Annotated in this window: 20 protein-coding genes and 1 tRNA gene; 14 read left to right on the top strand and 7 right to left on the bottom strand. The window is 62.2% G+C overall.

Annotated features, from left to right (window positions below; translation table 11 throughout):
* Positions 1-390 precede the first annotated feature (390 nt).
* The 8 genes from AC07Y0_RS15190 (at position 391) to AC07Y0_RS15155 (ending at position 9359) form a co-directional block, all read left to right on the top strand.
* On the top strand, positions 391-1467 hold the full coding sequence (locus AC07Y0_RS15190; RefSeq protein ID WP_498678587.1) for a transporter substrate-binding protein: 1077 nt from the start codon (positions 391-393) through the stop codon (positions 1465-1467).
* Positions 1464-2075: an ANTAR domain-containing response regulator gene (locus AC07Y0_RS15185; protein ID WP_115671826.1), complete on the top strand. Its 612-nt coding sequence runs from the start codon at positions 1464-1466 to the stop codon at positions 2073-2075. Before AC07Y0_RS15190 ends, AC07Y0_RS15185 begins: the two co-directional genes overlap by 4 nt.
* Positions 2050-2949, top strand: a complete 900-nt coding sequence (locus AC07Y0_RS15180) for an ABC transporter permease (protein ID WP_498680246.1) — start codon at positions 2050-2052, stop codon at positions 2947-2949. The genes AC07Y0_RS15185 and AC07Y0_RS15180 overlap by 26 nt, the downstream gene beginning before the upstream one ends.
* The gene (locus AC07Y0_RS15175) at positions 2949-3869 is read left to right on the top strand and encodes an ABC transporter permease (RefSeq protein ID WP_115671824.1); all 921 of its coding nucleotides are present in this window, start codon (positions 2949-2951) and stop codon (positions 3867-3869) included. The genes AC07Y0_RS15180 and AC07Y0_RS15175 overlap by 1 nt, the downstream gene beginning before the upstream one ends.
* Positions 3870-3896: 27 nt before the next feature.
* Complete coding sequence (locus AC07Y0_RS15170; RefSeq protein WP_498678586.1) at positions 3897-5513, top strand: ABC transporter substrate-binding protein; 1617 nt, start codon at positions 3897-3899, stop codon at positions 5511-5513.
* 7 nt (positions 5514-5520) lie between these two features.
* Positions 5521-6480: an acetamidase/formamidase family protein gene (locus tag AC07Y0_RS15165; RefSeq protein ID WP_498678585.1), complete on the top strand. Its 960-nt coding sequence runs from the start codon at positions 5521-5523 to the stop codon at positions 6478-6480.
* Positions 6477-8264 carry an ABC transporter ATP-binding protein gene (locus tag AC07Y0_RS15160; RefSeq protein WP_498678584.1) on the top strand — a complete coding sequence of 596 codons (1788 nt, stop codon included), beginning with the start codon at positions 6477-6479 and terminating at the stop codon, positions 8262-8264. Before AC07Y0_RS15165 ends, AC07Y0_RS15160 begins: the two co-directional genes overlap by 4 nt.
* A 504-nt stretch (positions 8265-8768) precedes the next feature.
* A complete protein-coding gene (locus tag AC07Y0_RS15155; RefSeq protein ID WP_498678583.1) occupies positions 8769-9359 on the top strand; it encodes a helix-turn-helix transcriptional regulator in 591 nt (196 codons plus the stop codon).
* Between the two features lie 258 nt (positions 9360-9617).
* On the opposite strand, the gene AC07Y0_RS15150 is transcribed toward AC07Y0_RS15155, so the two are convergent.
* The 4 genes from AC07Y0_RS15150 to AC07Y0_RS15135 form a co-directional block, all read right to left on the bottom strand.
* Entirely contained in the window at positions 9618-10451 is an 834-nt protein-coding gene (locus AC07Y0_RS15150) for a glutamine amidotransferase (RefSeq protein ID WP_498678582.1), read from the bottom strand.
* A gap of 113 nt (positions 10452-10564) precedes the next feature.
* Complete coding sequence (locus tag AC07Y0_RS15145; protein ID WP_498678581.1) at positions 10565-12166, bottom strand: trimethylamine N-oxide permease; 1602 nt, start codon at positions 12164-12166, stop codon at positions 10565-10567.
* Positions 12167-12264: 98 nt separating this feature from the next.
* Positions 12265-12996: a cytochrome c oxidase assembly protein gene (locus AC07Y0_RS15140; protein ID WP_498678580.1), complete on the bottom strand. Its 732-nt coding sequence runs from the start codon at positions 12994-12996 to the stop codon at positions 12265-12267.
* 118 nt (positions 12997-13114) lie between these two features.
* The gene (locus AC07Y0_RS15135) at positions 13115-15124 is read right to left on the bottom strand and encodes a primary-amine oxidase (protein ID WP_498678579.1); all 2010 of its coding nucleotides are present in this window, start codon (positions 15122-15124) and stop codon (positions 13115-13117) included.
* A gap of 464 nt (positions 15125-15588) precedes the next feature.
* On the opposite strand from AC07Y0_RS15135, the gene qhpR reads away from it, so the two are divergent.
* Positions 15589-16629 carry an AraC-like transcriptional regulator QhpR gene (qhpR, locus tag AC07Y0_RS15130; RefSeq protein WP_498678578.1) on the top strand — a complete coding sequence of 347 codons (1041 nt, stop codon included), beginning with the start codon at positions 15589-15591 and terminating at the stop codon, positions 16627-16629.
* 165 nt (positions 16630-16794) lie between these two features.
* Here the strand turns inward: qhpR and AC07Y0_RS15125 are convergent, their stop codons facing one another.
* Together AC07Y0_RS15125 and AC07Y0_RS15120 are read right to left on the bottom strand one after the other, a co-directional pair.
* Complete coding sequence (locus tag AC07Y0_RS15125; protein WP_498678269.1) at positions 16795-18351, bottom strand: ISL3 family transposase; 1557 nt, start codon at positions 18349-18351, stop codon at positions 16795-16797.
* A 220-nt stretch (positions 18352-18571) separates the two neighbouring features.
* A tRNA-Gln gene (locus AC07Y0_RS15120) sits at positions 18572-18645 on the bottom strand.
* 316 nt (positions 18646-18961) lie between these two features.
* Between AC07Y0_RS15120 and AC07Y0_RS15115 the strand changes: the two genes are divergently transcribed.
* From AC07Y0_RS15115 to AC07Y0_RS15105, 3 genes are read left to right on the top strand one after another with little or no spacing between them, the layout of a single operon-like run.
* Positions 18962-20521, top strand: a complete 1560-nt coding sequence (locus AC07Y0_RS15115) for a Ppx/GppA phosphatase family protein (protein WP_498678577.1) — start codon at positions 18962-18964, stop codon at positions 20519-20521.
* Positions 20522-20523: 2 nt separating this feature from the next.
* Positions 20524-21294, top strand: a complete 771-nt coding sequence (locus AC07Y0_RS15110) for an RlmE family RNA methyltransferase (protein WP_498678576.1) — start codon at positions 20524-20526, stop codon at positions 21292-21294.
* Between the two features lie 24 nt (positions 21295-21318).
* Entirely contained in the window at positions 21319-21702 is a 384-nt protein-coding gene (locus tag AC07Y0_RS15105) for a VOC family protein (protein WP_498678575.1), read from the top strand.
* 1 nt (position 21703) lies between these two features.
* Here the strand turns inward: AC07Y0_RS15105 and AC07Y0_RS15100 are convergent, their stop codons facing one another.
* Positions 21704-23113, bottom strand: a complete 1410-nt coding sequence (locus AC07Y0_RS15100) for a DHA2 family efflux MFS transporter permease subunit (RefSeq protein WP_498678574.1) — start codon at positions 23111-23113, stop codon at positions 21704-21706.
* Positions 23114-23378: 265 nt separating this feature from the next.
* Between AC07Y0_RS15100 and AC07Y0_RS15095 the strand changes: the two genes are divergently transcribed.
* Positions 23379-24362 (top strand): MBL fold metallo-hydrolase, encoded by a 984-nt coding sequence (locus AC07Y0_RS15095; RefSeq protein ID WP_498678573.1) that lies wholly within the window; start codon positions 23379-23381, stop codon positions 24360-24362.
* Positions 24363-24584: 222 nt separating this feature from the next.
* Positions 24585-26075, top strand: a complete 1491-nt coding sequence (gene guaB, locus AC07Y0_RS15090; RefSeq protein WP_498678572.1) for an IMP dehydrogenase — start codon at positions 24585-24587, stop codon at positions 26073-26075.
* The last annotated feature ends 4 nt before the right edge of the window (positions 26076-26079 follow it).

Raw genomic sequence — 26079 nt, 5'->3', positions numbered from 1 at the left:
CACAGCGCGTCATAAAGCTGACGTCGCTGCGCGGGCGTCAGATGACCGACAAGAGGCCGCGTGCTGTCCGTCCGCTTTTTTAGCACAAGAAGGTGTCTGCCGCCGAACAGGGAACGGCCTCCTCCGAAGCTTTAGGCAGGCTGCGGAGGTCGATCGCATGACCCCTCGCACTTCCTAAAAACGCATCGGACAAAAAAGACAGCAGATGCACAAACATTGCGCAGAAAGAGCGTGGCGAGAAGCAATTATGCAATTTCCCTGCTCTGTCCCGTAATTAAGCTTCCAATCTGCAATTTTCGAGTTTAGATTGAAATAAATAGCCGGCACCTGAGCCCCGTTTCGATCGCGTTCCCAACGCGCATCGACGGGGTTTTTTGTATTGGAGTTTCGATGAAGCGGGTCGTAGACATAGGCGTACTTCTTTCACGCAGCGGCATGTATGCCGCGTTGTCCCGCGCAAGCCGCGGTGGCGTGCTTCGTGGTGTGGAGGAAGTGAATGCCGACCCGAACATTGACGTTTCCTTCCGGGTCACCGAGCGCGACCCGGATGGACGGCTCGACCGATATGCGCCGCTGTGCCGTGAAATCCTGCGTGGTTCCCAGGCACGCCATATCTTCGGCTGCATCACATCTGCAAGTCGCAAGGAGGTCATTCCGGAGCTTGAACGGTTTGACGGGGTTCTGTGGTACCCCGTGCCCTACGAGGGCTTCGAGGCATCCGAGCGGGTGGCCTACATGCACTCTTGTCCGAACCAGCACCTGCTGCCGCTTCTGGACTGGGCGCTGCCCGCGCTCGGCGGCTGCGCCTACCTCGTCGGCTCCAACTACATCTGGGGTTGGGAAATGGCGCAGATCGCGCGGGAGAAGATCTCGGCGGCAGGGGGCCAGATCCTCGGCGATCGGTATCTGCCGATCGGTGACACCGAACTCGACCACATCATCCATGACATCCGGACGCTGAAGCCGAGCTTCATACTGAACTCGCTGGTGGGCGACAGCTCCTATGCCTTCCTGGCGCGTCTGGCCGAACTGAAGCAGGAAGCGGAGTTTGCCGAGGGGCTGACGGTGCTGTCGTGCAATTTCACCGAATGCGAGATCGAAGCGGCGGGAAAGGCTGCCGAGGGTCTGGTCTCGGCAGGGCCCTGGTTCGAGCCCGACGGCGGTGCCGGCGGGTCGTTCCATGAAATGGCGCGTCAATCGGTGCACGAACTGGCAGGGCTCTTGCAAGGACGTCCCGGAGCGGAGGAACTGCCTTTGGCTGAGCTCCTGCATCTGGCCGTGCGCAGCGGCCGCACCACGAGGCTCGACCCCGTGCATCTCCACGCACGCCAACCGGCCATCATCGCAAGACTGACGAACGGCCACTTCGACGAGATCAAGCGTCTGCCGGCCATGCGTGCCGATCCCTACCTGACACAACGCTCGCAACCCGGAAAGACGGGCGTCCGGCTGAAGGTCGTGTCATGACGCGCATCAGGACGGAAAACCTGGGCGGCGCCACGGCCTGGATCCTGCACAGGCCACACCCGTCAGTACAGGGTCTCGTTCGCCAGCTTGGCGTCATCGGACTGGACGTGCGCGAGGCATGGCCGGAACTCCCCTCCGAGGCGATTGCAGCCGACTTCATCTTTTACGATGCCGACATGGGGCACGACGAGCAGTTTCCCTGGGCACCCGGCCAATCACCGATGCCGATGATCGCGTTGATCGGCTCGGAAGCGCCGGGCCGCTTGAGGTGGGCCATGGAAATGGGCGCTCACGCGCAGCTCCTCAAACCGATGAGCGACAAGGGCGTCTACGCGGCTCTCCTCGTCGCCCGCAGCAATTTCGACCGCGCCAATGCATCCGAGGCCCTGATTTCCGACCTGCAGAGCCGCCTCTCGGCGCGCCAAACGATCGTGCGCGCCGTGATGATCTTCGTGATGAAGGGCAAGACCGAGGCCGAGGCCTATGACCTTCTGCGTCAGACTGCGATGGCTTGGCGCGTGACGATCGAAATTGCCGCGGAGCGGCTCGTGGCAAATTACTCGAACGAGAAGGGCCTTGACGATGGCAGACGCATCGATCCCGCCTGAACCCCTGGTCGTGCCGGAGAGCGGGCCTTCCGTGCTGCGTCAACTGGCTCGGCGCAAGCTGGCGCTCCTGGGACTGCTGATCATTATCATCTGCGTCGGCGGCGCGATTTTTGCCAAATGGCTCGCGCCGTTCGATCCCTACGAACAATTCTTCGACGGCCTCACGATCGAGGGCGCGCCGCTGCCGCCCAATGCAGCATTCTGGTTCGGCACCGATCTTCTCGGTCGCGACTTGTTCTCGCGCATCCTGTACGGCGCGCAGACCTCGCTGGTGATCGGCCTCGTTGCCAATGGAGCCGCTTTGCTGATCGGCACGCTTGTGGGCGTCACCGCGGGTTATTTCCGTGGTGTGATCGGTGCGGTGCTCATGCGTTTCACCGATCTGATGATGGCGTTTCCGGCACTCCTGCTTGCGATCTGCCTTGCAGCGATATTCTCCCCATCGCTCTGGATCGTCGCGATGGTCATCGCATTCGTAAACTGGGTGCAGACGGCTCGGGTAATTTTCACGCAAACCTCGTCGCTGGCCGAGCGTGACTATATCGCTGCAGAAAAGACGCTGGGCGCTGGTCACAGCCGCATTCTCTTCAAGCACATCCTGCCCCATCTCATTCCGACACTGATCGTCTGGGGCACGCTCGGCATTTCGACCACTGTGCTGCTGGAGGCGACTTTGTCCTTCCTGGGCATCGGCGTTCAGCCGCCGATGCCATCCTGGGGCAACATCATTTTCGAGAACCAGACCTACTTCCAGTCGGCCCCATGGCTCGTCTTCATTCCCGGCGTAGCGATCCTGCTGCTTGCGCTCGCCTTCAACCTGGTGGGCGACGCGCTACGCGACATCCTCGATCCGACACAACAGGGGCGTGACTGATGGCTGCCTATATCGTGAGACGCCTCGTCCAGTCCGCGCTTATCCTGCTCGGCGTCTCGTTCATCACCTTCGTCCTGCTCTACGTCCTGCCGGCAGACCCGGTCCGTCAGATCGCCGGCCGTTCCGCAACGGCTGCGACGGTTGAAAGCATCCGCCAGCAGCTTGGTCTCGACCAGCCGTTCCTCGTCCAATACGGCAACTATCTGTGGAACCTTGTTCAGGGCGATTTCGGACGCTCGTATCTGCAGAAGACCGAAGTCGCCGAACTCCTGTTCTCGCGTCTGCCGGCAACCTTGCTGCTGCTGGTGGCGGCGATTGGCTGCGAACTTCTGATCGGCCTACCGCTCGGCATCATTGCGGCGCTCAACCGCGGCAAGGCGATCGACAACGGCCTGATGCTGACCAGCTTCCTCACGGTCTCCGCGCCGCAATTCGTTGTCGCCCTGCTGCTGCTCTTCGTCTTTGCGGTGAAGCTTGGCTGGTTTCCGATTGGCGGCTACGGCACGTTCGCCCACCTTGTGCTGCCGGCCGTGACACTCGGCATTCTCGGTTCGGGCTGGTACTCGCGCATCATGCGATCCTCGATGGTCGATGTGCTGCGTGCCGATTTCATCCGCACCGCGCGCGCCAAGGGCCTCGGTCGCAGCAAGGTCATCCTCGGCCACGCACTGCCCAACGCGATCCTGCCGATCATCGCCATGATCGGGATCGATATCGGCCTGTTCATGTCCGGCATTGTCGTTGTCGAGAGCGTCTTTGGCTGGCCAGGCATCGGCCAATTGGCCTGGCAAGCGATCCAACGCGTCGACATCCCGATCATCATGGGGGTCACGCTCGTCTCAGCCTGCGGCATCGTCATCGGCAACCTGATCGCCGACCTGATTTCGCCGCTCATCGATCCGCGCATCAAGCTGCGCTGAAACCGTCAACCAACAGGAGTAAGGCCTATGAAGAAGCTTATCCTTTCAACTGCGCTCGCAACCCTCATGGCCCTGCCGGCCTTTGCCCCGGCCCAGGCACAGGAGCCGAAGCAAGGCGGCAACATGGTCGTTACCTACAAGGACGACGTCGCAACGCTCGATCCTGCCATCGGCTATGACTGGCAGAACTGGTCGATGATCAAGTCGGTCTTCGACGGCCTGATGGACTACGAACCCGGCACGACCAATCTGCGTCCGGGCCTCGCCCAGAGCTATGAAATTTCCGAGGATGGCCTGACCTACACCTTCAAGTTGCGCCCGGGCGTCAAGTTCCACAACGGCCGCGAGCTTGTCGCCGACGACGTCATCTATTCGATCAACCGCGTCATCAATCCCGCCACCCAGTCGCCGGGCCAGGGCTTCTTCTCCATGATCGACGGCTATGACGCAGCCGCGGCAGGCAAGGCCGCGACCGTTGCGGGTGTCTCTGCCCCCGACGCGAGCACCGTCGTCTTCAAGCTTTCGCGTCCCGATGCAACGTTCCTCCACGTCATGGCGCTGAACTTCTCGTCTGTCGTGCCAAAGGAAGCGGTCGAGGAAGCTGGCGCAGACTTTGGCAAGAAGCCAGTCGGCACCGGTGCATTCAAGCTCACCGAATGGACGCTCGGTCAGCGCCTCGTGTTCGAGAAGAACGCCGATTACTGGATCCCGGGTGTTCCCTATCTCGACAGCTTCACGGTTGAAGTCGGCCAGGAACCGGTCGTCGCGCTACTGCGGGCCCAGAACGGCGAAGTCGACATTCCGGGCGACGGCATTCCGCCGGCCAAGTTTGTCGAAGTGATGAAGGACGAGGCGCAGAAGAGCCTCGTGGTCGAAGGTGGCCAGTTGCACACCGGCTATATCACCATGAACGTGACAAAGGCACCGTTCGACAAGGTCGAGGTGCGCCGTGCCGTCAACATGGCGATCAACAAGGATCGCATCGTTCAGGTCATCAACGGCCGCGCGGTTCCTGCCACCCAGCCGCTTCCGCCTTCCATGCCGGGCTATACCAAGGGTTATGACGGCTACAAGTTTGATCAGGAAGGCGCAAAGAAGCTGCTTGCCGACGCTGGTTACGCAGACGGCTTCGAGACCGAGCTGTTCGTCATGAATACCGACCCGAATCCGCGCATCGCCCAGGCGATCCAGCAGGACCTGAAGGCCGTCGGCATCAACGCATCGATCAAGTCGCTGGCCCAGGCCAACGTGATCGAGGCTGGCGGTGCCGGCAACGCTCCGATGATCTGGTCGGGTGGCATGGCATGGATCGCCGACTTCCCGGATCCGGCAAACTTTTATGGCCCGATCCTCGGCTGCGCCGGCACGGTCGAAGGCGGGTGGAACTGGTCGAAATACTGCAATGAAGATCTCGACAAGCTGGCGGCCGAGGCCGATTCCATCGTCGATCCGGCCAAGGTCGACGAGCGTCTCGCCAAGTGGTCCGAAATCAACATGAAGGTGATGGAAGACGCGCCATGGGCGCCGGTCTTCAACGAACAGCGCTACACGCTGAAGTCTGCCCGCATGGGCGGCGACAACGCCCTTTATGTCGATCCGGTATCCATCCCGGTCAACTACGACTACGTCTTCATCAAGGAGTGATGCAGCCATGTGCAAGCACTGCAACCACACGATCCACTCCCATCAGCACCATTTCGGCTGGGACAATTCCTTTGCCCCTGCGCTGACGGCTGCACCGGGCGAGACGATCCTGTTCCAGTGCCTTGACAGTTCTGGGGGCCAGCTTGGCCCCCAGTCCACCGTCGAGGACGTGATGGCGCTGGAATTTGCCAGGATCAACCCGGTTTCCGGTCCGATCTATGTCGATGGCGCAAAGCCGGGCGATGTGCTGAAGGTGACGATCGAGAGCTTCATGCCCCAGCTTCGCGACGGCGCCGGCTTTGGCTGGACGGCAAATATTCCCGGCTTCGGCCTGCTTGCCGATCAGTTCACCGAGCCGGCCCTCAATGTCTGGAAGTTCGACGGGACGAGCATGGAGCCGGCCCTGTTCGGCAAGAACGGCCGCGTGCCGCTCAAGCCCTTTGCCGGCACCATCGGCAATGCGCTGGCCGAAAAGGGTCACCATACGGTTGTCCCGCCGCGGCGCGTCGGTGGCAATCTCGACATCCGCGACCTGTCCGCCGGAACGACGCTCTATCTGCCGGTCGAGGTCGAAGGTGCGCTGTTCTCGGTTGGTGATACCCACGCCGCACAAGGCGATGGCGAGGTTTGCGGTACCGCGATCGAAAGCCCGTTCGATGTCGTGCTGACGCTCGACCTCATCAAGGACCAGCCGCTGAAGACCCCGCGCTTCACGACGCCAGGCCCGGTCACGCGTCATCTCGACGCCAAGGGCTATGAGGTCACGACAGGCATCGGCCCGGACCTTTGGGCCGCGGCCAGGGACGCCGTCGCCAACATGGTCGATCTTCTCGCAGCGACGCAGAAGATGGATCCGGTCGACGCCTACATGCTCGTCTCGACCTGCGGCGATCTTCGCATTTCCGAGATCGTCGACATGCCGAACGTCGTGGTCAGCTTCTACTTCCCGAGGGCCGTCTTCGAATGACCGCAGCCATGCTTTCTCCCGTGATCGATGCAACAGCCGACGTGGTCTTGTCGGTTCGCGACCTGCAAGTCTCTGCCCGCTCGCACCAGGGGCTCATTCCGCTGGTCGACGGACTGAGCTTCGATCTTCATCGTGGCGAGACGCTTGCGATTGCGGGAGAAAGCGGCTCGGGCAAGTCGATCACGTCGCTCGCCTGCATGGGCCTCCTGCCTGCACCCGCAGTTCGGGTGACGGGCGGCTCCATCCGCTTCGGCGAAACGGAACTGACCACCCTGCCCGAGAAGAAGATGCAGCAGATGCGCGGCGCGCGCATCGCCATGATCTTCCAGGAGCCGATGACTGCGCTCAATCCCGTCATGAGCATCGGCCGCCAATTGGTCGAGGCGATCCGCGCGCACGAGCCACTATCGGTTTCGCAGGCCAGAGCGCGAGCGCTCGAAGCGGTCAAGGCGGTGCGCCTGTCACAGCCCGAAAAGCGGCTCGAGCAATACCCGCACGAACTTTCAGGCGGCATGCGTCAGCGCGTGATGATCGCGATGGCGATTGCGCTGCGCCCCGCTGTTCTCATTGCCGACGAGCCGACGACGGCGCTGGACGTGACCGTCCAGCGCGAAGTGCTCGATCTGCTCAGAGACCTGCAGAAGGAACTCGGAACGGCCGTCATCCTGATTACCCATGACATGGGTGTGGTCGCCGAGATGGCCGATCGCGTCATCGTCATGCGCAAGGGCAAGATGGTGGAAACTGCATCGACGGTCGACCTGTTCGATGCCCCGAAAGAACAGTACACGCGCGACCTGCTCGCCGCCGTCCCCCGCATCGGCGCCGGGACCTTTCGGCCGGCGCCGGAAACCCGCGACGTGCTGGTCCGTTATGATGATGTGTCGGTGCGGTTCCCGATCCGCAAGGGCCTTCTCAGCCGCGTTGCTGCGCATGTCCATGCAGTCGAGCATGTCTCGCTCGAGATCTTCCGAGGCGAGACGTTGTCGCTTGTCGGCGAGTCCGGCTGCGGCAAATCGACCATGGCGAAGGCGCTGGTCGGGCTCGTGCCACATGCTGGCCGCATCGAGATCAACGGCCAGGCTATGCATGATCTCAACGCTGCGGGGCGCAAGGCGATCCGTCGCGATCTTCAGATCGTCTTCCAGGACCCCATGGCGGCGCTCGATGCACGCATGACCGTTGGCGAGCTGATCCGCGAGCCGCTGGTGATCCACGGGATCGGAACGCCGGCCGAACAAAAGGCCCGCGTGCGCGAGCTGCTGGAGCGCGTCGAGATGTCGCCCAGCGTCTACAATCGCTACCCACACCAGTTTTCCGGGGGCCAGCGCCAGCGCATCTGCATTGCCCGCGCACTGGCGCTGAAGCCGAAGCTGATCGTCTGCGACGAAAGCGTTGCTGCACTGGACGTTTCGATTCAGGCGAAGGTGCTGGATCTTTTGCGCGACCTGCAGAAGGAAAGCGGCGTCACCTACCTCTTCATCAGTCATGACATGGCGGTAGTTGAGAACATTTCCGACCGCGTCGCCGTGATGTATCTCGGCCAGATCGTTGAGATGGGAACGCGCGCGCAGCTATTCGGCAATCCTCAACATCCCTATACAAGGCGCCTGCTGGAAGCGGTCCCGGTCCCAGACCCTCGCCGCGAACGGGCGCCCAGTCTGCGCCTGGCGGGCGAGATCCCGAGCCCGGTGTGGAAAGTCGGCGAAGCCCCGGAACAGGCGCGTCTCATCGACATCGGCGACGGTCACCTCGTCGCGCAGTCAATTCTCAATGAGACGTGATTCATAGGAGGGCGTGTCCAGAGCATCTCCTATCTCAAGCGCAACGACGCCAAAATTGGAGGCCGGTGGGGCCTGCTTTCGGAATCTTGACCTTCTCCCCTGGACGGCAAGGATGAGGGCGCAAAGCTGTCGCGCGCATCATTCCACCTCAGCGTAAAGCTGGTGTAGTAGCGCGGAAATCATTGCCGCTCTCCCGCCATATTGACGTCAGCCCAAAGCCAGGGCACAAAGGTGGTATCCACGGTCGCTCGCGGCGGAAAAGCATAGGGAAATCAAAGGCAATCATTCTAAGTCTTTGAAATCATGTGAAAATCCATGTCTCCCAGGCAGGCCATTTTAGGTCAGTTTTCCGCTGAAAATCAGCGTCCGTTTCTCACAGAAAAAAGGGACGCCTTCTCAACAACTTGAGCAATTCTGGCTACTTATCTCCAGCCCGCCAGCATTGGCCTGGACTCCGTCCGACAGGCTTCGGCGGATACCGACGGATCCGCGAAGGTCGGCCTCGTGGTGCTGTGCGCCCATCTGACGGTGGGTTTTCGGGGAGCGGGCGCGGTCATCGACCTTTTGCAGGTTCCGATCGTCGAACCCCTGTCGGAAGACAGGCTTGCCATGCGCGGGCTCGACCTGATCATGGCAGAATTGCAGGAGCCGCGCCTGGGAAGCAGGGTGATGATAAAGACCCTGCTCCTCGAGATAGTCCTGAACCTGTTGCGTCTGCGGGTTGGGGCCAATGATCCGAGCACATCCTGGCTCGCGGCACTCGGCGACCAGAAGCTTTGGCCCGCTCTCAAGGCCATGCTGGAAAAACCCGGCGCGATGCACACGGTGGAAAGCCTTGCAGAGCTTGCGGGCATGAGTCGCTCTCGGTTCGCACACCGTTTTTCGACGAGCTTCAAAACCGGTCCGATGGAAATGCTACGCGGTCTTCGCCTGCAGTCTGCTGCGAGACAATTGATCGAAACCGATGCGGGCATGGCGCGTGTTGCCGAAAAGTGCGGCTTTCTAAGCCGGAGCTATTTCAGCATGCAGTTCGCTGCGGCCTTCGGCATGACACCAAGCGAGTTCAGGAGGAGCGCTCGGAGAAAGGAGAATTGAGCACGGCATAGCACGGCACGGAGACGTGGCTGGGGTGACCCGAACAGCCGCGACAAGCGGAATTTCCGCCTGACTTTGGCCCATATGCCGGAAACAGGAAAGACCACCGCGAAACGACCATGCCGCCTTCGTCCCGTCGTTCGTGGTCCGCTGGAGTAATCGCTCTCTGTCAAGGCGACTTGTCCCAACCACTCGCCATCTTTCGCCCGCTTGGCCACATAGGCCGTAAGCGACGCGGCCGCGCCAGCGGCGTGAACGTCACGGCTTCCTCCAGCGGAACGAAGCAGAGGTCACGTCCGTCTCAGGTGACGGAAATGACCTGTCTTGCCCGTTTGCGGCTCGGTCTCTCTCGGCATAGTCAAGAAAGTTGAGCAAGATTCTCCGTGCGACCGGAGTGTCCTTTAGTGCCTGCCTTACGGTGCGACCGACCGCCTCGTTCACCGCCACGCTTTCGGCGAGCGCATCGATATAGCTGTGCATGACCGCTTCCGACATCTCCGGGTGAAACTGCACACCCCAGGCGCAGTCACCGACACGAATGGCTTGGTAGGGTTCAAGCGGGGAATGTGCGAGGACGATGGCACGTTCCGGCAGTTCGACGACAGACTGCCAATGCACGACCTGGGCCGGAAAAGTCGGCGTCAAATTGCCAAACAGAGGATCGTCGATAGCGGCGCTGGTCAGGCTGACCTCTACGGTGCCCAGCTCGGCACCGCAGACTCGATCTTCGACCGATCCCGCCATCGCTTGCGCCAATATCTGATGCCCGAAACAAATCCCCAAGAGCGGGATACGCCGGCTCACCGCTTGCCGAAGCCAGGCCGCCAATGACCGCATCCAGCCTGTGTCATCGCTCAACATTGCGTGCGATCCACTGACGACAATTCCGGCCAAGACAGCGGGGTCCGGCATCGCGGCCTCATTTCGTGGATCCACAACGATAACGTCCACGTCCTTGGTCCCGAGGCCATCACGGATCCAGCGCTCGAAATCGCCGAAGCGGCGATTGATTTCGGGAAACGTTTCCCCGGTTTTGACGATCGCGATTGGGCAAGTCATCGAATGACCATTATCCATTTCCGCCCGCGACACCCTACGCTTCTCCACAACCGGCACCCTTCCGTGATGTTGAAACAGGCGAACCGGTTCCCGGTTCGCCTGTCTTCTCCCTTATCTACGGCGTTCCAACCGCGCTCAGGGTGCGGTCACCACAGGCTGCCATGGAAGTAGGCATTTGCTCCGAAGACGAGGGCAAGGCCGAGAGCGAGTGCGCCGAACGGAAGCCAGCCGGCCTTCGGAGCGGACAACAATCCGTCAGCGGTGTGCAAATCCTTCAGCATCTCGGCCGGGAACACGCCCTTGTCGACGATGTAATGCCGATACCAGAACACCGGAAGAATGAGCGCCAGTGCGATGCTCCCGGTCACCAGCGTTCCCGCGCCCCAGACATTTGCACCTGCTCCCAGCAGGAAGGCGTTGACGAAGCCGAGCGTGACGCCGATCGCCATGATCCAGCTCGGGCAGCGATACGGGCGCTTGATATGGGCGTTGTCGATCCGGTGAATCCAGCCGGACTGCAGGTTGAGGAAGATGAAGACGAGATAGCAGATATTCGAGACCGCGAGCACGAACAACGAATCCGACAGGGTCAACAGCACGACATTGAACCCCAGGTCTGTCCACATCGCCCGGGTGGGAGCACCGTGCTCGTTGACCTTGCTGAGGTATCGCGGCAGCCAACCGTCGATGCTGCCCTGATAGAGGGTGCGCGATGATCCGGCCATCGAGGTACTGACGCCGAGGAGCAGCGCGAGAACCAGCATGACGATGATGATGTTGCCGATCACGCCGCTTCCGCCGGCCATGGTGGCCATGACTGCCGCCACGCCGGAGCCATCGACGATTCCGGGCGCCGTCATCCCCTCCTGCCCGAGATAGCCCTGGAAGGCCAACGGAACAAACGTAAAGGCGACAAGGCAGAGCACGCCGGACCAGAAGATGGCCTTGAACGTGTCCGTCTCCGGATTGCGGAATTCACGCGTGTAGCATACCGCGGTCTCGAAAGCGTAGGACGACCAGGCCGCCAGATAGATGCCACCGAGAAAGAGGGTCCACCCTGCCTTATCCCATGCGCCGCTCAGCGGCACGAACGGCGTGAAATGCGACGACACCACGTCGCCGGTGATGAAGGGCACGACGCCGATCAGAAGAAGGGGCGTCAGAGCGACCAGCCCGATGACTGTCTGGACTTTTGCCGTTCCGAGGATACCGCGATGCTGGATCGCAAAGGTTCCGAGGAGAAGGATCGTGGCGACGACCGAAACGGCGTTGATGCGGACCTCGAGCCCTTCCTTGAGCATTCCCAGATCGAGAATGGTCAGCTTCGCCGTCATGATCGATGCGGTCGACGGGAACATATTGGCGAGAATGTAGCTCGCAGCAACGCTGGATCCCACGGTCAGCACCGGCGTCCAGGCGAGCCAGTTGGACCACAGGGACAGCGGAGCGATGATCTTCGAATAGCGCACCCAGGCGGCGGCACCATAAACCGAAGCACCGCCGGATTTTCCGGGAAACAATCCGGCGATCTCTGCATAGACGAACGCCTGGAAGAAACCAAAGATCACCGAAAGCGTCCAGCAGACCCATGACGGGCTGCCCACGAGCGCGGCGATGCCGCCGATCGAAAACAGCACCAGCGCCGGCACTCCACTGGCGACCCAGAAGGCATCTTTCCACGTTATCGAGCGTTTCAGCTCATAGTTTTGAAGGGCCAAGCCTTCGGACACATCGTTGATGACACTCATCGTCATTCCCCTTTTTTGTTGGTTTTGACTAGTTCTTCAATGTTCCCGTCGGCGCCCCAATCCGCCGACGGGTTTCCGCGTTGCCCCTCCCAAGGCCATCAGGTCGGAGCGGCCAAAGCCTCCGGCGCCGTCCTCAGGCGCCCCATCAGGTCTCCGAAGAAGAAGATGCCGGAGGCTACGATCAAGAGCCCGCCTCCGAGGCGTTGATCCGGCACGGCATCCAGCAATGGCAGCCAGTTCACAGGCGGCGTGATACAGCCCGGCATGGGGTAGAGCGGCGGGCTTACCATGAGATAGATGCCCGCCGCCGTCTGCGGCGCGGCGATGGCGATGTTGAAAGCCACACCGCGCAGGATATCCCTGCTCACGGCGTTGTTTTGGCCGGCGACGACGTTGCAAAGCAGGATTCCGCTGAGCGCCATGCCCCACTTCATGAGGCTGTAAAGACCCGCACTTTCCATCAGCGTCACATGCAGGTCGGGTGAAAGCCACAGCAACGTCATGCCCGTAAAGGAGAAGAGCACCAGGATCGTGGCTGGCGTGGAGCCGAAGACCCTGCTGGAGCCGGGCATGATACGACAGGGATTGATACCCGCAAAGAGCATGAGAAGAGGGCCGAGATGGTGGATCATCAGGCTTTGAAGGCTATGGAGCCACACCGAATGCCTGGCGACGGCGTCGAGGCCCGGATACATGCCCGCGAAGAAGAGTAGTCCGGCCGATGCAGTCAGAACCGGATGCTTCTGCCAGGCTTGGCGATCCGCCATGATCGAGGCGACCAGAGCGACGATCAAAAGCAGCTCCCAAGGCACGTCGACTGCCAGCCCCATCGCATCTGTTCCCTCTTGATGTTCGCTATGATTAGGCACGCTTCCCCCCCATATCCGTGCATGGGTGCCCCATGCACGGATCGCTTGACTAGGTTGGCCAGGAACGAAGGGAGCGAGCTTACTCGGCTGCGTGACAGCAGGCCGAACCGCTTCCAAGCACGCTCGCGTGGTCGCGCACGGCCGGGAGATCCATGGCCGGGTTGGCTTCGAAAAAGTTGTTCGGCTGAAGTCGGAAGCCGACATACATCACCGGCATGACCGGAAAATCCTCCGGCTTGCAGACATGCGTGTGGCCGAACGTATGCCAGACGACGAGATCGGTATTCTCGACCGGACGGTCCTGCTGCACCCAGACCGGCAGGCCATCGCCCTTGTTCTGGTTCGGATAGTCGCCGGAGCCGTAGCGTTCCTTTTCGTCGTAGGGCGTTACCCACAGATGATGCCGGGCAAATCCCGCCCGCTTGCCGATATGGCTTTCCGGATCGGCGAGGATGACCGGATTGTGCTCGGCGATCAGCTTGTAGCCCGGATTGTTGCCGACCGAGTTCCTGACGTTCGGATTGACGATCTTCCAGAAACGTCCGGTCGCGCCGTTGGCGTCGCGGCAAGCCTCCAGTTCCGTCTTCAACATGGTGGTCTCGATGTTGAAGACATTGCCCCATTTGTTGCCTTCGCCGATCGGACGCGGCGTTGCGTTGGTCTCGACCACCGAATTCTTCTCACCGTCGACCATCATGTGCAGGCGGGCGCTGAAGAAGTGCTGGTGCGACGGGCCGTAAATCTCCGGCGTCACCATGCCGCCGACCGGCTTCTGGCCCGGCGTTACCGCCGCCGTCTGGATGATGCCCGTGAGTTTTGCCTCGAGCTGGATGGTCCCGTCCTGGTAGAGATACCAGTAGAAGCCGTAGTCGTAATTCGCGACGGTGCAGAAGAAGCTGATGACGAGCCGGCGGGAACGGCGGATTTCGAAGACGCCGGTACGGAACTCGTAATGCTTCCAGAGCGTGCCGTAATCCTCCTCGTGCATGCAGACCGCGTTTTTCATCACGATCGGCTCGCCGAAGTCGTTGACCGATGGAATGTCAAAGTAGTGAATGGCGCCGAGGCAGTCGCAACCGAGTTCGAGCTGGTTGGCCAGACGACCGAGACCGTATTCCCCGCCATCGAACGCGCATTTCCAGTAGTGGTTGAGAGCTTCATCGGAATAGGGAACGCCCATGTCGGTGACGCTGGCGCGGTAGATGATGGGTCGCAGCTTGCCGTTGTCGCGATAACCGAGCTCATGCAGGACGAGGCCCTCGCGCGGCGTGAAGCCCACGCGGAACTCCCAATTCTGCCAGTTCACCCTCCAGCCGTCGACGGAGAAGCTGACACCCTCAGGCTGGACGATGTGGAGGGGCTTCAGGCCTTCGCGCGGCTCGCCGAGGGAGGGGGTGTCGTAGTTGCGGATATCCTGTGGGATCGGCGCGGCCGGGCCATCGTCAAGAAGCTCGATCACCTTGCCTTCGTTGAGGTCGATGATGGCCACCAGCCCCTCGATCGGATGGGCGTACCCGTTGTCCGTCCTCTTGTTGCGATGGAAAGCGACGCCGCGCATCAGCCGCTTGCCACGGTATTTCTCGTCATCGCCGAAATAGCCGAAGGACCACGGATCGATCTGGATGTTTTCGATGTCGGCTTCGGTGAGGCCTCTCTTCTTCACGGCTTCGCGCCAGGCCGCATCGTTCTGGACAATCTCGACGCAGGTATCGAATTCCTCGATCATGATCGGCGCCTGGCCCCGCGTCTCGATGTCGAGCTTCTCCCAGCTCGTCACCTTTCCGGCGTGAAGATCAACGATCGCCTCGAAAGTGTCGCCTGTGGCGCGGTCGAGCGCCAGCGCAAAGGCCTTTCGGCTGAACGGCTTGCCGGGTTCGAATGCAACGACCTCGGCCTTATCCGGTTCCTGCAATTGCAGATAGGGGAAACGCCAGGTGCCTCCCAGTCCCTTCTCCTGTCGCAGGATGCCGGTCGCCTTTGCCAGTTCCGTCGTGCTCAAAGGATCGAGAGGGTGGACGGCAGCTTCCGATTGCCCGGATTTTGCGCAGCGGTGATCGCTGCCGCTCTTGACGGCGTTTTCGATGTTCATGGCACTATTTCTCCTCTCCTAGCACGCATCGGCGCGCAGGATTACTTTGTTCCCAGGTCTTGTTTGTTTTGAGTGGCGATGACGAGCTTTCGCAAAGCCACATTTACTTCAAATTTCGCCCAGATCAGCTTTCTTCAACTTAAAGGCGCACGGCTTGGATCCGTTTAGTCTAAGTATTCTGAAGAGTTATGTCCGCATGAGCTAATTTGACACTTGACAAATGATACACTTGCATTTCGTCAAGAAAATTGCAAAATGCGACAAAACGGATGCAATACGTGCCAATTGCATTTCCTTTTATCGTGCGCAAATTTTGTGCGAATGCGTTCGAGTTTGACCTGTTTTTGGCCGTCTGTGATTGGCGATGACATGCTCGAAACGGCTGTATTCCTTGAACAAATCCTCCGCGAACCGATGTGCGCGGCAGATACCGCGTCGCAGCAGATAGTCCCGGGAATACGTCGATGCCTCCACGCCTGACGAAATCCTACGAGGCAGGTCTGCAACCGCTGGCGAGCATCCGCTCCTCGGTCCTCGGTGTCGTGGTCGATGCATTGGAAGCGAGGCAGTTTCCGACTGACGACGTCTTGATGCGACACAATCTGTCGAGAGCTACCCTCGAAGACCCCTACGATCCGGTGTCGCTCAAGAGCTATGTTGCTTTCTTCGAGGATGCGGCACGCCTGAGCCGGCAGCCTCTGCTTGGGATGCGCCTTGGAGAGACCATCAAACCGGAGGACTTGGGCCCTGTCGGCGTTCTCTACACCATGATGCAGTCGCTGCGCGTCGCCATCGTCCGCTTCAGCCGGTTTTTCCCTGCGCTGCAAAGCAGCACCAGACTGGGACTTCGCATCGAAGGTGACGAAACATGGCTGGAATACCAGATCGAGGATCCGGCAATCTGGCCGCGGCGTCACGACTCTGAATTCACGCTTGCGCTGATTTGTGCGCTGACCCGTAGCCGCCTCGGGAAAGGCTGGGCGCCCGAGGAAGTGCACTTCGAGCATGCTGGTCCGCGCGACCATAGCGAGATGTCACAATTCTTTGGGGCGGTGGTTCGCTTCGAGCAGCCGATCAACCGAATGTTGATCCGTTCGGAAGATCTCGATCTTTCGTTCGCCTCGGCGAATGCAGCCGCAATCGCCATCATCGAACAGCATCTCACCGACCTTATTGGCGACTCGGTTCTACAAACCTTTGACGATGCCGTTTCCAATGCCATCATGCGGTGCATGAAACAGGGGAAAGTCACATTGGAGGCCGTCGCCTCCCGGCTCGGAATGGGACCTCGCACGCTCCAGCGCCGTCTTCATGATCAAGGGAAGACATTTCGCGACGTCGTGCAGGAGCAACGCCGCCGGACCGCTGAGACTCTGCTCAGGAACGAAAAGATATCGTTGGGAGCGGTCGCCGGGGGCCTTGGGTATGCGGATGCGGCATCGATGTCTCGTGCGTTTCGAGCCTGGACCGGGCAGTCTCCTCGCGCTTTCTCCAGAAGCCGTTGACCAATAGTCAGTCGATTTCATCGATCATTATCAATGCTAGGTTTATTTGCGAAACGTCGGAATAGCGCTGTGGCAAATGTGTTGATTTCCACTGAGAGCTGACCCGGCGCAGCCTGATATTTCCATTGAGAATTGGCTCTGACGCACTTTTGCTGGCGTCGGAGCTTACGCTGCACCGATCAATCGGGCCTGCAGCAGATCAAGTTTGGCTCGCCCATACATTTGGCGTTTGATAAGCTTCAATCGTGTGACCTGACCTTCCGTCTGTCCGTTCGACCAAGGTGAGAGAATTGCGTTTCGCACGGCGTCGAGATCTTTCGCAACGCCACCGGCAAACGATCCGACCAGGCTGTTCTTGGCAGCTTCAACCCATTCATCCAGCTTTCGCGCTGTTTTCGAACGGATCATGGATTGGAACTCGCCGATGGCCGCACGGGCGACTATCAGTTCCGGAACGTTCACTTCGATAGCCGCAACCAGGATCGCTTCAGGTTTCGCCAAGTCATCGCGCGCGGTTGTCATCAACCGGGCAATGACCCGGGCCGATGGCGTTCGCGCAAGCCCGCTCTGGTTGGCTTTCTCCGCAAGACGGCGCCGCTGAGCCCATTGGGAGACGACACCGCTCTGTCCCGGAAAGCCTTTCGCTTTCATCTCCCGCCAGAGCGCCAAGGCGTTCCGCACGCCTTCGTCCCAGCGGCCGTTGAGCCACGGCAGCCAGCTATCCAATGAGCTGGGCCGTGTCCGGAAGACATCGAGGCGCTGGCCCCTCAGAACGTCGCGGACAATCTTCCGACTATGGCCGGTTTGCCGGACTATTTGTCGAATTGAAGTTCCCTTCTTCGACATCTCCCGGATCGCCTCGTTTGTTTCCTGGCGGCGCAGATATCCCTCGTACTGCAGTTTTTCAGCGTAGGTTAAAAGCTTCGGGTCAACGACATTGCTGCCGACCGCCTGCCTGATCTGGCGCATCGACTTGCCGACTGCATCGAGGAAGGCCCGGCTGGAATTCTCCATCAGGTGCCAGCGATCGGCGACCTGCTCGGCATTGGGCAAGGCCTTCGCTATGGCCTCACCATAGCCACCGCCTCGATCGCGAGCGACGATCGATATCGACGGATGCTCGGCAAGCCATCTCCGAGACGTATCCAGCGCACGATCCGGCAACAGGGTGACAGGCCTCCGCCGCTCTAGATCACAAACGATCGTTCCATAGGTCTGGCCGCGCCTGAAGGCAAAGTCATCAATGCCTATGACGGTGAGTTCATCGTTCTGGTCAGCAATGCGGCGGCGAACCACCCGCAGCAGCGTGTCGTTGCTCACCGGAACCATCAAACGATTGGCAAAGCCGGCAGCAGGTCTTCCGCCCAGCGCCAAGCCGAGGTGGTGAACAATTGTCTCTAGCCGCTGGGTGCGCCGGCCATACCGAGCCAAGACGCCGCTATCAAACTGCTCGCAGAAGATGCGCCGTCCGCAAAGAACTGCATCGCACCAGAACCGACGCGCCACGATCGTCAATTCTACTCGCCGGCCGCAGAGGGGAAGATCAGCTGGCCGTCGCAGATATCTGCTTTGCACCCTCCGGCTTGGTCGTCCGCAGTCCGGACAAGACCCTGAGGGATAGCGTGATCGGAGCCGAACTTGAACGCATTCCCCAACAACCATCACTTCGTCTACTGCAAAGCCAGGCGGCGCGAGGCTCGTGCGCTGGAACCGATGTCGCATTGCTGATCCTCCGGTGAATCAGCGAAAGCGTCGCCCCAAACAGCAGCAAATGTGAGTCAGAGCCACTTCTCGGTGGAAACGCCGGGTCAGCTCTCAGTGGAAATCAACAGTCGTGGGCATCACCTTTGGGCATCAGTTCTGGGCATCAGGTCGCCAATGATGCCAAAACGATATCCGGCACGACTGGAAAATCAAGGAATTAAGGGGTTTTAGGGAGAATTGGCTGGGGAACCTGGATTCGAACCAAGATTAACGGAGTCAGAGTCCGTCGTTCTACCGTTGAACTATTCCCCAGCAGTGGGCCGCGCAAGCGTGCGACCCGTCGGTGAGGCGGGCTTATAAACAAAAGCCGGCGACTTGCAAATAGCTGTTTTGAAAAAAAATCGCGCCCGCGCGAGTGCATTCCGCCCGTGCGGGCAAAGGCGCGTTGCGAAGCGCGCCGGGGCGGGCGGCGGCAGGGGCCGGCAGCGCTTGAAACCACGGTTTTATGGCTGTGGAAAAACAGTTTGGCTAAAACGCCCGGCGCTGATATTATTTTCCCAACGAAAATCGAACATGGCGCCAGCGGCATGCCTCTATCGGGCCTTGCGCGGTGCAACGGAAAAGTTCAGTGACAGACCCCGATCGCGGCTCCAGGCCGCCAAGCGAGGGGACGTCGACGGGTAAACGCAAAGGCGGAGGTTCCCGCCGGCGCGGCAAGGCCAGAAAGGGCGCTCCGAAGACTTCGGGCGCCGCCGAACCGGCTTTGGAAGTGGTGGCGGCACAGCCACACGCGTCGCGACGTCCCGATATCGAGGAGGCCGAAGGTCCGGTCCGCAAGCGCAAGCGGCGGCGGCGCGGCCGGTCGGCCCAGGCTTCCGCAATATCCCCGGAACAGGTTTCGCCGGCCGTGCGGCCGCAGCCGGACGCGCTCGCCCCTGCCGCATCGCCGGCGGGCGAGGCCAAGCCCGGCAAGAAGCGTCGCCGCAGCCGCGGCGGACGTGGTCCGCAGGGCCGGCCGCTCGCCCCGGCCGCTCCGGCACAGACGGCGCGCTCCGCACCGGCACCCGTCCCAGCCCCCTCCGGCCACAACACCCATCATGCCCAGGGTCAGCGGCGCGGTCCGGCTTCGAACGAGCGTTTCCGCGCGTCGCCGGGCGCCGAGCCTTGGCCGGACGATCTCTATGCCGCGCTCGACCTTGGCACCAACAATTGCCGCCTGCTGATCGCCCAGCCGACCCGTCCCGGCCAGTTCCGCGTCGTCGATGCCTTCTCGCGCATCGTCAGGCTGGGCGAGGGGCTCGGCGCCCATGGCCGCCTTTCGGCCGAGGCGATGGACCGCGCCGTCGAGGCGCTCAAGGTCTGCGCCGCCAAGCTCGCGGGCCGCGACATCCGCCGCATGCGGCTGATCGCCACCGAGGCCTGCCGCGCCGCCGACAATGGCGAGGAGTTTCTCTCGCGCGTGCTGGTCGAGACCGGGCTGGAGCTGGAAATCATCAATCGCGAGACCGAGGCGCGGCTTGCCGTGTCCGGCTGCTCGTCGCTGGTCGGGCGCGAAGCGCGTTCCGTCGTGCTGTTCGACATCGGCGGCGGCTCGTCCGAGATCGCCGTGATCTCGATCGGCGAGAACCGCTCCAGCCGGCTCGCCAACCACATCACCCACTGGACCTCGCTGCCGGTCGGCGTCGTGACGCTGTCGGAGCGCCATGGCGGCCAGCATGTGACGCCGGAGATCTTCGAGGCGATGACGCAGGAGGTCGAGGGCATGCTCGCCCGTTTCGACTGCCCGCCGCTCACCGACCGGAGCGGCCGCCCGCCGGAGGATTTTCACCTGATTGGCACCTCGGGCACGGTGACGACGCTCGCCGGCGTGCATCTCGACCTGCCGCGCTATGACCGCCGCAAGGTGGACGGCCTGTGGCTGAGCGATTCGGAAGTCACTGCCATGCAGGCCAAGCTCCTGTCCTGGGATTATGCCGGCCGGGCCGCCAATCCCTGCATCGGGCCCGATCGCGCCGACCTCGTTCTCGCCGGCTGCGCCATCCTCGAGGCGATCCGCCGCCGCTGGCCGTCGAACCGCATGCGCGTCGCCGACCGGGGGCTGCGCGAGGGACTATTGACCGACATGATGGCCGACGACGGGGTCTGGCGGCGCGGCCGCCGCCGCCCGTCGCACGACAGGGAGCGCTGACCATGACCAAGCCACCGATCGGAGGCAACCGCACCGGGCGCAAGCTCGGCCAGAAGGTCAAGAAGGGCAAGCTCAAGGCCTCGTCGCGGCGCTGGCTCGAGCGCCATATCAACGACCCCTATGTCCAGCGGGCAAGGCTCGAGGGCTATCGTGCGCGCGCCGCCTTCAAGCTGCTGGAGATCGACGAGAAGCACCACATCCTGAAGGGCGCGAAACGCATCATCGACCTCGGCGCTGCCCCGGGCAGCTGGTCGCAGATCGCCGCCAATGTCACCGGCTCGACCGATGACGACATCCGCGTCGCGGCCATCGACTTCCTCGAGATGACGCAGCTGCCAGGGGTGAAGATCCTGCAGCTCGACTTCCTCGATCCGGAAGCCCCGCGTCTGCTGATCGAGGCGGTCGGCGGCACGCCGGACGTGGTGATCTCCGACATGGCGGCCCCCACCACCGGCCATCAGAAGACCGACCATATCCGCACCATGCATCTCTGCGAGGTGGCGGCCCATTTCGCCATCGAGGTTCTGGCCGAGGGCGGCCATTTCCTCGCCAAGACCTTCCAGGGCGGCACGGAGCGCGACCTGCTCAACCTGCTGAAGCAGAACTTCCGCCAGGTGGTGCACATCAAGCCCGGCTCGTCGCGCGCCGAATCGGTCGAAATGTTCCTGCTCGCCAAGGGCTTCAAGGGCCGCAAGCCGGGCGCCGCGGCGCCCGCCGACGAGACCGCCGATGCCGAGGTGGAGATGGACGAGATCGAGGCCGGCGACGAATAGGCCGGACTGAAGGGCTCAACCCAAATGCTGCTCTACGTGACGCTTGGCACCAATGACCTGTCGCGGTCCATCGCCTTCTACGACGCGGCGCTCTTGCCGCTGGGGCTGAAGCGCCAGCGCACGGAAGCCGTGGAAGCCGGCTATGGCGCGGACGGCGATGTCCGCTGCCGGCTCTGGGTGACGAAACCCTTCGATGGCAATGAAGCGACCTTCGGCAACGGATCGATGACGGCGATCGAGGCACCGAGCCGTGCCGCGGTCGACGCCTTCCACCAGGCCGCCCTTGCCCATGGCGGCTCGGACGAGGGTGCGCCGGGCCTCAGACCCTTTCATGCCCATTTCTACGCGGCCTATGCTCGCGATCCGGATGGCAACAAGCTGTCGGCGGTCTGCGAAAGGCCGGAATAGGCTATTTGACCGGGATGTCCTCGGGGATCTCGGCGCGCCGGCCATGTCCGGACACGGCCGAGCCTGCATCGCGCGCCAGGCCGAGGAAGGGAAGGACGGCAATCAGCGAGAGCCCTGCCACCACCGCGAAGGCGAGGTGGAAGTCTGCAAGCGACAGCGCGCGGCCGTGAAAGGCCGTGCTGCCCTCGAGAATGGCGGCCGCCACCGCGACCCCGAGCGCCAGGCTGATCTGCTGCAGGACCGAGCTCATCGAGGTCGCCTGACTCGCCTGGTTGTCGTCGATTTCCGAATAGCCGAGCGAGTTGATGCCGGTGAAGAAGAACGAGCGGCAGAAGCCGGCGGCGAGCAGGAAGCCCATGATGAGGATGACGGGTGTCGCGGGCGTGAAGAAGGCGTTGGCCGCCGTCGTCGCCGCGCCGCTGATCGCCGCGATGATGAGGACGCTGCGGAAGCCGGCAGCGGCGAACACCCGGCGGGCCAGCATTTTGGTGGTGATCGCGCCGATCGCCCCGATGAAGGTGATGAGGCCGGATTCGAACGGCGTCATGCCGAAACCGAGCTGCAGCATCAGCGGCATGAGGAAGGGAATGGCGCCGGCGGCGATACGGAAGATCGAGCCGCTGAGGGCCGAGGTGCGGAAGGCGACGTCGCGAAAGAGGGCGAGATCGAGCAGCGGTGCCGGATGGCGCCGCGCATGGAGCAGGTAGAGGATCGTCGCCAGCAGCCCGATGACGGTCGCGCCGATGCCGATCTCGATCGGCAGTGCCGGCAGGCTCATCACCGACAGGCCGAACACCACGCCGGAGGCGGCGATGGCGGTGTAGAAGAAACCCTTGAGATCGATGGGCGCGGTGGAAATCGGCGGCACGTCGGGCAGGTAGACGGTGGAGAGCCAGACGCCGATGAAACCGATCGGCACGTTGATCAGGAAGATCCAGTGCCAGGAGAAATAGGTGGTGATGAAGCCGCCGACCGGCGGTCCGGTGAGCGGCCCGACCAGCGCCGGTATGGTCAGGAGCGCCATCGCCGAGACGAGTTCGCTGCGCTTGGTGGTGCGCAGCAGCACCAGACGCCCGACCGGCGTCATCATCGCGCCGCCCATGCCCTGCAGGAAACGGGCCGTGACGAAGGCGACGAGCGAGCCGGAGATGGCGCACAGGATCGAGCCGGCGACGAACACCAGGATGGCGATGCGGAAGATCTTCTTGGCACCATACCGGTCCGCCATCCAGCCGCTCACCGGAATGAAGATGGCGAGCGCCACCATGTAGGAGGTAAGGGCCAGCTTCAGCGTGATCGGACCGACGCCGAGATCCGCGGCAATGGCCGGCAGCGCGGTGGCGATCACGGTCGAATCCATCTGCTCCATGAAGAGCGCGACGGCGAGGATGAGCGGAACGATGCGGTTCATCGGAAGGTTTGTTTCCGTGCGAAAAGGGACGGAGAGAATGCGCTCCTTCTAGCGGCGTGTTTTCGCGCTGCCAATGCGGATTTCGCTGATCGCGAAAATGTCATGCGGACGAGATGAAGCCGTCATCGGCAGCGCTGCAGGCGAACCGCAGGGAGCGCTGCCGATGATCACGGCTGCGTGAAGCGGCTTTCCATTCGCCTCCGGCCTTCTATCTGCAACGCATGTGGACTGGAAAAGTGCCGCTGGTTTTTTGCAGGAGGAAGAGATGATCACATTGAACAGAAGATTGCTGCTCGGCGGCGGTGTGGCGGCGCTGGCGGCGCCATCGCTGATGACCAGAGCCGCCTTCGCGCAGAGTGCCGACAAGGCGGCGGATATCGACCATGCCATGCCGCCGGAGACCCATCGTTTCAAGCTGGGGGGCTTCCAGGTCGTGGTGGTCAAGGACGGCGCGCGCGCCTCGGACAAGCCGCAGGAGACCTTCGGCACGAACCAGACGCCGGAAACCGTGGCCGAGCTGCTGCAGGCGAACTTCCTGCCGGCCGACCAGTTCGTCAACAGTTTCGCTCCCGTGCTGGTCGACACCGGCTCCGAGGTGATCCTGTTCGACACCGGTCTCGGCGAAGCGGGCCGCGTCAACGGCATGGGGCGCCTGGTCGAGGGTCTGACGGCCGCCGGCTACAAGCGCGAAGACGTGTCGATCGTCGTCATCACCCACATGCACGGTGACCACATCGGCGGCCTCATGGAAGGCGGCAAGCCGGCCTTCCCGAATGCGCGCTATGTGGCGGGACAGGCGGAATATGATTTCTGGGTCGACCCGGCGCGCGCCGGCACGCCGGCGGAAGGCGGCCAGAAGGGCGTTCTGGCCAATGTGAAGCCGCTGGCGGACAAGACGACCTTCATCGCCGACGGCGCCGACGTGGTGAGCGGTGTCACGGCCATGGCCGCCTTCGGTCACTCGCCGGGTCACATGATCTACCGGCTGGAATCGGAGGGACGCCAGCTGGTGCTCGCCGCCGACACGGCGAACCATTTCGTCCTGTCGCTCCAGCGCCCGGAATGGGAGGTGAAGTTCGACATGGACAAGGCGGCCGCCGCCGCGACTCGCAAGCGGGTGTTCGACATGATCGCCGCCGACAAGCTCGCCTTCCTCGGCTACCACATGCCGTTCCCGGCCGTCGGCTATGTCGAGAAGGTCGAGACCGGTTATCGCTACGTGCCGAAGAGCTATCAGTTCGACATCTGACCGGCCGGGGCTCCTCTCCAGAAAGGGCAGGAGCCCCGCCACCGGCGCCCGCATCCGACCATGGAATGGTGGACAGATGGTCTCAGGTCGTTTTTCTATTCCCTTCCCGTCATGAACGTGTTACCTGCCCTCGCCAACTTCCAAGCATTTCATGCAGGAGCGTCCGGGGAAAATTTTCCTTTTGCCGGCGGATTCTGCCTATTCAACCGAAGGAAATTGGCAATGGCACGGATCGTAATCTCGGCAACCGGCGCGGAAGCGCTCACCTTCGACGATGTTCTGCTTCAGCCGGGGCACTCGGAAATCATGCCGGGTCAGACCAATATCTCCACCCGCATCGCCAGGGACATCGACCTTTCGCTGCCGATCCTGTCGTCTGCCATGGACACGGTCACCGAAAGCCGCCTGGCCATCGCCATGGCACAGTCGGGCGGCATGGGCGTCATCCATCGCAACCTCACCCCGATCGAGCAGGCCGAGGAAGTCCGCCAGGTCAAGAAGTTCGAAAGCGGCATGGTCGTCAATCCGGTGACCATCGGGCCGGAAGCGACGCTCGCCGAGGCCAAGGCCCTGATGAGTGCCCATGGCATTTCCGGCATCCCGGTGGTCGAGGGCACCAGCCGCCCAGGCCGCCTCGTCGGCATTCTGACCAACCGCGACGTGCGCTTTGCCTCCGATCCGGCCCAGAAGATCTACGAACTGATGACCCGCGAAAACCTGATCACGGTCAGGGACGGCGTCGACCAGCAGGAGGCCAAGCGCCTGCTGCACTCGCACCGCATCGAGAAGCTTGTCGTCGTCGACAATGAAGGCCGCTGCGTCGGCCTGATCACCGTCAAGGACATCGAGAAGTCGCAGCTCAATCCGAATGCCGCCAAGGATGCCCAGGGCCGCCTGCGGGTCGCCGCCGCCATCTCGACCGGCGACGACGGTCGCGAGCGCGCCGAACGCCTGATCGAGGCCGGCGTCGACGTCATCGTCGTCGACACCGCCCACGGCCATAGCCAGAAGGTGCTCGACGCGGTGGCCGAGGTGAAGAAGATGTCGAACGCGGTTCGCATCATCGCCGGCAATGTCGCGACCGGCGAAGGCACCCGCGCCCTGATCGATGCCGGTGCGGATTGCGTCAAGGTCGGCATCGGCCCCGGCTCCATCTGCACCACCCGCATCGTCGCCGGCGTCGGCGTTCCGCAGCTCGCAGCCGTCATGGCGGCAGTCGAGGAAGCCAACAAGCACGGCATCCCGGTCATCGCCGACGGCGGGCTGAAGTTCTCCGGCGACGTGGCCAAGGCGATTGCCGCCGGCGCATCGGCGGTCATGGTTGGCTCGCTGCTGGCCGGCACCGACGAAAGCCCGGGCGAGGTCTATCTCTACCAGGGCCGCTCCTTCAAGGCCTATCGCGGCATGGGATCGGTCGGCGCCATGGCGCGCGGCTCCGCGGACCGCTACTTCCAGGCGGAAGTGCGCGACACGCTGAAGCTGGTGCCGGAAGGCATCGAGGGCCAGGTTCCCTACAAGGGTCCCGTCTCGGCCGTGCTGCACCAGCTCGCCGGCGGTCTCAAGGCCGCCATGGGTTATGTCGGCGGCAAGGACATCAAGGACTTCCAGGAAAAGGCGACCTTCGTGCGCATCTCCGGCGCGGGTCTGCGCGAAAGCCATCCGCATGGCGTGACGATCACCCGCGAGAGCCCGAACTATCCGGGCGGTGCATGAGATA

The sequence above is a fragment of the Allorhizobium sp. GW101-3B10 genome (genome assembly GCF_059424725.1).
This window is presented reverse-complemented; position numbering and strand designations above follow the sequence as displayed.

Coding starts and splice junctions, on each gene's coding strand:
- AC07Y0_RS15095 (WP_498678573.1), top strand. CDS start 23,379: ATGATCACATTGAACAGAAGATTGCTGCTCGGCGGCGGTGTGGCGGCG.
- AC07Y0_RS15160 (WP_498678584.1), top strand. CDS start 6,477: ATGACCGCAGCCATGCTTTCTCCCGTGATCGATGCAACAGCCGACGTG.
- AC07Y0_RS15105 (WP_498678575.1), top strand. CDS start 21,319: ATGCTGCTCTACGTGACGCTTGGCACCAATGACCTGTCGCGGTCCATC.
- AC07Y0_RS15165 (WP_498678585.1), top strand. CDS start 5,521: ATGTGCAAGCACTGCAACCACACGATCCACTCCCATCAGCACCATTTC.
- AC07Y0_RS15175 (WP_115671824.1), top strand. CDS start 2,949: ATGGCTGCCTATATCGTGAGACGCCTCGTCCAGTCCGCGCTTATCCTG.
- AC07Y0_RS15110 (WP_498678576.1), top strand. CDS start 20,524: ATGACCAAGCCACCGATCGGAGGCAACCGCACCGGGCGCAAGCTCGGC.
- AC07Y0_RS15140 (WP_498678580.1), bottom strand. CDS start 12,996: ATGGGGCTGGCAGTCGACGTGCCTTGGGAGCTGCTTTTGATCGTCGCT.
- guaB (WP_498678572.1), top strand. CDS start 24,585: ATGGCACGGATCGTAATCTCGGCAACCGGCGCGGAAGCGCTCACCTTC.
- AC07Y0_RS15100 (WP_498678574.1), bottom strand. CDS start 23,113: ATGAACCGCATCGTTCCGCTCATCCTCGCCGTCGCGCTCTTCATGGAG.
- AC07Y0_RS15190 (WP_498678587.1), top strand. CDS start 391: ATGAAGCGGGTCGTAGACATAGGCGTACTTCTTTCACGCAGCGGCATG.
- AC07Y0_RS15185 (WP_115671826.1), top strand. CDS start 1,464: ATGACGCGCATCAGGACGGAAAACCTGGGCGGCGCCACGGCCTGGATC.
- AC07Y0_RS15145 (WP_498678581.1), bottom strand. CDS start 12,166: ATGAGTGTCATCAACGATGTGTCCGAAGGCTTGGCCCTTCAAAACTAT.
- AC07Y0_RS15180 (WP_498680246.1), top strand. CDS start 2,050: ATGGCAGACGCATCGATCCCGCCTGAACCCCTGGTCGTGCCGGAGAGC.
- AC07Y0_RS15170 (WP_498678586.1), top strand. CDS start 3,897: ATGAAGAAGCTTATCCTTTCAACTGCGCTCGCAACCCTCATGGCCCTG.
- AC07Y0_RS15135 (WP_498678579.1), bottom strand. CDS start 15,124: ATGAACATCGAAAACGCCGTCAAGAGCGGCAGCGATCACCGCTGCGCA.
- AC07Y0_RS15125 (WP_498678269.1), bottom strand. CDS start 18,351: ATGCGACATCGGTTCCAGCGCACGAGCCTCGCGCCGCCTGGCTTTGCA.
- qhpR (WP_498678578.1), top strand. CDS start 15,589: ATGCCTCCACGCCTGACGAAATCCTACGAGGCAGGTCTGCAACCGCTG.